This window comes from Dokdonella sp. (genome assembly GCF_035703485.1).
Taxonomy (GTDB): domain Bacteria; phylum Pseudomonadota; class Gammaproteobacteria; order Xanthomonadales; family Rhodanobacteraceae; genus Dokdonella.
This window is the reverse complement of record NZ_DASSYD010000193.1, coordinates 21,009-27,218: the sequence shown is the minus strand read 5'-3', so window position 1 is coordinate 27,218 and position 6,210 is coordinate 21,009. Positions and strand designations below refer to the sequence as shown.

Annotated in this window: 4 protein-coding genes; 1 reads left to right on the top strand and 3 read right to left on the bottom strand. The window is 57.8% G+C overall.

What is annotated here, in order from left to right:
- Positions 1 to 6: 6 nt before the first annotated feature.
- Positions 7 to 981, bottom strand: coding sequence for a complex I NDUFA9 subunit family protein (locus VFN25_RS14750; RefSeq protein WP_325143240.1), 975 nt, complete (start codon positions 979 to 981; stop codon positions 7 to 9).
- Positions 982 to 1,042: 61 nt separating this feature from the next.
- Here VFN25_RS14750 and VFN25_RS14745 point away from each other — a divergent pair, with 61 nt between their 5' ends.
- A complete protein-coding gene (locus tag VFN25_RS14745) occupies positions 1,043 to 1,216 on the top strand; it encodes a hypothetical protein (RefSeq protein ID WP_325143238.1) in 174 nt (57 codons plus the stop codon).
- Positions 1,217 to 1,562: 346 nt separating this feature from the next.
- On the opposite strand, the gene VFN25_RS14740 is transcribed toward VFN25_RS14745, so the two are convergent.
- On the bottom strand, positions 1,563 to 3,614 hold the full coding sequence (locus VFN25_RS14740) for a hypothetical protein (RefSeq protein WP_325143236.1): 2,052 nt from the start codon (positions 3,612 to 3,614) through the stop codon (positions 1,563 to 1,565).
- Positions 3,615 to 4,194: 580 nt separating this feature from the next.
- Positions 4,195 to 6,195 carry a VCBS repeat-containing protein gene (locus tag VFN25_RS14735; RefSeq protein ID WP_325143234.1) on the bottom strand — a complete coding sequence of 667 codons (2,001 nt, stop codon included), beginning with the start codon at positions 6,193 to 6,195 and terminating at the stop codon, positions 4,195 to 4,197.
- Positions 6,196 to 6,210 lie beyond the last annotated feature (15 nt).

The following is a 6,210-nucleotide window of genomic DNA, read 5'->3' as shown; positions in this document are numbered from 1 at the left end:
ATGTGCCTATCTCGAGCGGATAGGCTCTAGGCGCTTAGTAGGCCGATGCAGGCCACGGAAATACTCGAGGCGAAGCTGATGGGCATCGCCTGCAAGCATTCCCGGAACAATCATCTCCATCGGCATCGCGACGATTCCGAGTTCGCCCAGGCCATCCTTCTCGCCGACTGAATCAAGCAGCAGCGAACGGAAGTTGTCGCGAGAAATCGGCTTGCCGGGCAGCCACTCACCCACCATCGCCTGAACATAGCCCAGCGAATCAGGCAGACCCATGATCCAGCGCCGCTTGTCGATCAGCGTCGCTGTCCATTCGACAATCTCGCGCAGGCTGATCACGCGCGGGCCGAACAACTCATAGGTATGTCCGATCGAATGCGGATGGGCCAGGGCACGCGCGAATGCTTCAGCCACATCGCCGACAAACACCGGGGCAAACTTCGCACCGGCACGAGCCAGCGGCAGCATCGGTGCGAAACGCAACAGCGAGGCGAAGCGAAAGAACAGGCCATCTCCGCGACCGAAGATCACCGAAGGACGAAAAATCGTCCATGCCAGACGTGAATCACGAACCCGGCTTTCGGCATCGGCCCGTGTGCGCAGGTAGTGACTCGCACCCTCGCCTGCGCGCAGCGCGCTCATCTGCAACAGTCGTGACACACCGGTCGCCTTGCACGCGGCGACCATGGTTTCAGTCAATTCGACATGCGCTTTGCGGAATCCGCTGCCATCCGAACCGGATTCATTGAGGATGCCGACCAGATTGATCACGGCATCCGCACCGTCAAGCTGTCGGGTCAATGCAGCCAGATCATGCACATCGCAGTTCTCGACCATCACCCCCGGCAGCACACCGAGCTCGCGATTCAACTCGCGATTGCGCGACAACACGCTGATCCGGTGACCATCCGCCTGCAGGCGCGGCACCAAATGGCTGCCGACGAAACCGGTGCCTCCAAGAATGACGATTTTTAGTGGTTTCATTATCGAATCTCCTGACACATCTCCGACATCCCTTCCACGGAACGACAGGAAGGAAGAACTGATGAAGAGTTTCTTCGGCGTGCGTTCACCCACCGGCATCTTCCTCGACGACTATACGCTGCGGATGCGCGTGATCGACTCTTTGCTAGTTGCAGCAAGCGCGGGCAATCATGCGCGCCGGCGCGATGGAAAGCACTGCGCAAAATCTTCGGCAGACGCGCTCGGAGCGAAATGATCTAACCGGCGCCCGACCTGCCCTCCATGGCGTTCACGGCCAGTGCCAGTTGAGTGTGTGCCAGGCGTTTCTTTGCGGGGGGTGCTTTCGCCATGACCGGGTCGCCGCGTGCAAACTCACTGGATCGGATAGAACGCACGTTCATGCGTTCCGCCGTATCGGGGTTGACGGGGCTGACACGCATTCCTTCACATGCAACGCGATTACCTTCGGCAGCGCAATCGTGGTTCATCGCGCCAGTTGTAAGCGCAAGCAACTATTCGACGATACCGGCTCCAGCGTGATTGGAACGTCGCTCGATAGGTTCCAGTGCCTGACCCTGCGAAGCGATACTCGTCGTATACCGTCAATCGAATCCATTCGCGAATATCGGGTCGGCGCCTGTGGACATCCTGTACACAAAAGTACCTGCCCCACTTCCCGCGCCGACGGCATACGTTGAAGGACCAATTCCGGCAACCGGCAATTGGTTCCGGGATGCCGGCAGGTACCCCAGCGGTTCCGAAATGCTACTAATTGCCCCGGACAGGCCATCGACAATCCGCAGGCGGTCACCCGAGGCCACCAGCAACTGATGGATGTCAGCCCCTTCGGCCTGAGTCAGAGCAGCGATATCGTCGAGGTCCGCCAGGGTGACGGTCCTCAGGGTCGCACGGGTTATCGGATCGATGAAGTGGACTACGTTGCCGAGAAACACGGCGATTTCTCGCCCCGCGGCACCGTTGGTGATGAACGATGCTCCGGCATTTACCATCGGTAGTGTCCAGCTCAGGAGCCGGGTATCGAGGTCATAGGCGCGTAACGACTGTGGCAGAACGGCGACGACCTCGCGGGTTCCGCTGGCATCGATATGCAGAAGGCCGTTGCAGATCGCACTGGGCATCGCCACCGATTTCCAGACCTGTGCGTGATCGGAGAGGCGGAATTCAAACAAACGCGTTTCCGAGGTGCAAACGAGGATTGAATCGACCGAGCCATCGCCGTTACGGTCAAGGGGAAGCGTAGCCTGCACATTCGTGTTGCTGAAACCGCCATCGACATCCGTCGGGGGAAAGGACCAAAGAGTCTGGCCATTTTGCGAATCGATCGCGTTCACTGATTTGCCGCTCCAGAGTGACTGTGCGGCGAACAGAATGGCCGGATCGGACATGCCTGGCAGAGAAACCGAATGCAGCTGGACCAGTCGTGCCCCGTAGAGCGGTTGGCCGAACTGGGCTTGGGGAGTCTGCCAGCGAAAAGCCCCCGTGGTCGCGTCGATGCTGTAGAGAAGCCCTGGCAGATCGGGGCCATAGTTCCCGTTTGCTCCGGATACGAGCGAGAGTTCCGCACCTGCTCCCGATCTTGTCAACGTCGTGACGAATGGGGCGGTGCTGCGAGCAGGAACAGAGAACTCCAGTGCGCCTGTGCCCGCCGATACAACTCGAAGGGCATCCGGATAGCTTGAGATTGATTGGGATGTCAGGGCGATGGACGGGGTCGTCGATGCCGTAAATCGACCGGCAGCAACAGCCGCCGCGTTCATGCCGCCGCGGACATCGCGAACGCTTCGGGTTTGCATGTCGAAAACCACTGCGCCTGTCGACGGTCCCCATTGGCCGGGGAACAGGACTTCGTCGATACCATCGCCATCGAGGTCATGAGAGCTCGCAAAATTGGCGCTGAAAGGCTCATCCCAGAGCGGGGACCAGGGCGACGACTGAAACAGAGTGAGTCGCAGTCCAATACCGGAAAACCGGCTACCGGTTGCGCTGAATCGACCACCGACAATGGCGCTGCCGAATCCATCCTTGTATTGCCATTCGGTAGCATGCGTTGCTCCGTCTATAACCGTCCCTGCGTTTTCGCCAGTAACGATTTCCAGCGCAGGATCCGCATCCAGTTGCCGAATGAGCAACCCCCTTGCTCCGTTGTTGGATAGTTGCTTGCTCCATAACTGCGCGCCGCTGGACAACGAATAGACTTCCAACGTGTCGGGATATGTGTTGAGCAACACCACGATCTCGAAATCCCCATCGTTGTTCACGTCGGCGATGCGCGCTGACCCGAACTGGGACCAATTTGGTGCCTCCAATAATCTGACCAAGCGTAGCGGCCATCCGGTGTAGACGTAGAGCTTGTAGGAGCGCATCGCCACCAGGTAAGCCCCGGCAGGCGTGTTGGCGGCCGCAATGGTTGTCGTGCCCTGGAATGTATCGTCGGTCGGTAGAATGATGGCTTGTTTGATCGACCAGCCCGACACATTTTCATGGCCGACGACCTGAATGATCGTGCTGTAACTGCCGACTGCGGAAAATGCAAAGTCGCTGATGCCATCACCGTCGAAATCGGCGGTCGGCATGTCCCCCTGTTCGGGCAGATAGCTTGGGATGAAGCGGACCTGCTCCGCCAGCGTGGGCACCGTGCCGACACGGTCAGGTGCTGTAGGCGGCTCTGCTGCTGCGGTGAAACACGCAAGTAGAGACGCCAAAGCGAAAGTAAACGGTCTACAAGTGGAAACTCGGGAATTGGACACGCGCGGCATGGGTACACGGCTCCTTGTGGTGACGCGGTACTGACGCGGCGTATTCTAACCGAAGTCGAATCGGTGATCATCGACGCAGGCGACTGATTTTTTCCGCCGGGCCACGCTGGGCGTCTACTACCTGAGGTCCACCCAGCATGATGAGGCGGCAGGATAGCTTCGGTTTCAATTCGCCGAAAATGATTCCGGTTGGTGACGCCATTGCCACACCCAAGGGAGCCGCCATGGGTCATCTTGCGGGGACCTCAACGCCATGGCCAGGTCCGCCGGACACGCAAACGTCTTGCGTAGGGCAATGACAGTGAATGGCTTGAAGGGTTGGCCAACCTTCGGCTGGTTTGTGGCCAGCAGGACGACCTTGTCGTTCAGGCACCAGTCACCGATAGCGCTGAAGGCGGGCTCGCAGGCCACATATTCGCGGGTCTCCTTGTACGCGGATGCGTGACCCTCGCTTGTACTAGTGAGGTACAAGGAAGCTGCGGATTGCCTCGAATCCGTCGGCGAACACGAGATCTGCGAGGAGTTCCAATTGATGGGTGAACACTCCGACATCGCTTCCGGAGACAATCAGGTAGCTTCCTTCCTTGATGCGCTTGGCCGCCAAATGGTTTCCTGCGCCCAAGTTCCAGCCGAGAAAATCGGAAACGTTCCTGATTGTCCCGCTCACTCCGTCAACGACATAAAGCCGTGAGTTGAATGCGACGACTAATTCATGGATGGACGCTTCCGGCGGCTGAATCAGCGCCGCAATCTCGCCCTCATCGGGGAATGAAAATTCGCGCAGTTGATTGTGCGTCTGTTCGTCGTAGAACGTTATTGTATTGTGGTGAAAAAGCGCCAACTCCGAGCCGGACTCGCCCGATGCCAAACGGCTGGCGCCTTGCGTAGCAAAAGTCGTCGGTAGACTCCAGCTCAACAAATGTGACTGTGAATCATATGCGCGCAGCGCATGCTCCAGTATCGCCACATACTGGAGGTCGGTGCCAGTAGCAAGCGTCATGACGCCAACGCAAGGACTGGACATTGCGACTGACGACCAAATGGGAGCTTGATTGTCGAGCCTGAATTGGTAGAGGCGTTCGTAATTGCAGACGAGCAGCGATTCAGCATAGCCATCACCGTTGCCGTCAACGGGCACACTATCGAGGACGGGTGGATAGCTCGGGAGTCCGCCAGTATTGGCATCATCGAGACTCCAGAGGACACTTCCGTCCAGAGTACTGAGCGCGAAAATTCGATTGCTGCCTTCTCGCAGAGCTATCAGTATGGGATGCGATTGGCCCGCAACTTGGGCCAACTCGAGATCGATTGCCGACAATGAGCTGAAGGGCTGGCCAGAAATACTGTAGGGGGTCTCCCAAGTCGTTTGCCCGGATAGCGCTCCTGCGCGGGCAACGGCCCCCGGGGCAGTACTTCCACTTGTCGAAGCAAAAACCACATCGCTATCGGGGTCGTTCGGGACGAATCCGCCAACAACATATGCTCCCGGCGCCTTTGCAGGGCGAGCGTATTCAACTGCGCCCGACGTGCCGTCGATTACTCTGAAGTTGATCGCGCCAGGCGAATAGGAATCTGGCCAGACGGATGTCGCGATCTCGATCCTCCCGTCCCCGTCAAAATCTGCAGCTCCCACACTCATCGAACTTGGATAGTTGAAGCTGGAACGCATGGATTGCGACTGGACGTCGAAAACCCGAATGCCGTTGTTGGATCCCTGCTGATCGGCCGCGACAATCTCATCGATTCCGTCACCATCCATGTCAGCGACGGTAAACCCGGAAGCAATCAGTGGCGTGTCCCACAGCGGTGACCATGGATCAGATTGGAACATGGTCAGCCGATTGAATGCGGCAGCAAACCTTGGTGTGGTACCGCCAAAACGCCCACGCAACAGTGTGTATCCAAACCCGTCCATGTACTGCCACTTGATGGAATGGGTGGTGGCATCAACAACGAACCCTCGCCCGGTGGCAATTTCCAGAGCAGGATCCGAATCCAGTTGTCCAATGAGCAACGGCAGATAGTAGTCTGTGACGTCGGGGACCTGCCACAACATCGCCCTGGTTTGCATGTTGTAGACCTGCAACGAGCGGCCGAAACCCGTATTGGATACGATTAGCTCTGCTTGTCCGTCACCGTCCAGATCGGCGGCGGCAACGTCCGATATGAAACTCAATCCTCCGGGCGACACCTCCCTCTTGAGGCGCAGTGGCCAACCGGCGTACTCGAATATGTTCGCGTTCTTCGAAATGAGCAGATGCGCGCCGTCAGCCTCACTCCAAGCGAACAAATTAGGGAAATTGAAATTGGAAAGTGCTTCCGGCGGAATGATGTTTTGTTTGACTATCCAACCTTGCGGCGCTCGATATCCGAGAATTTGTACGACGTCGGTATTTTCCGCCTTGCCGATCGAAACCACGTCTGGATTACCGTCGCCATCAAAATCGGCGACCGGCATGTCGCGAGTTTCGTT

Coding starts and splice junctions, on each gene's coding strand:
- VFN25_RS14750 (WP_325143240.1), bottom strand. CDS start 981: ATGAAACCACTAAAAATCGTCATTCTTGGAGGCACCGGTTTCGTCGGC.
- VFN25_RS14745 (WP_325143238.1), top strand. CDS start 1,043: ATGAAGAGTTTCTTCGGCGTGCGTTCACCCACCGGCATCTTCCTCGAC.
- VFN25_RS14735 (WP_325143234.1), bottom strand. CDS start 6,195: ATGCCGGTCGCCGATTTTGATGGCGACGGTAATCCAGACGTGGTTTCG.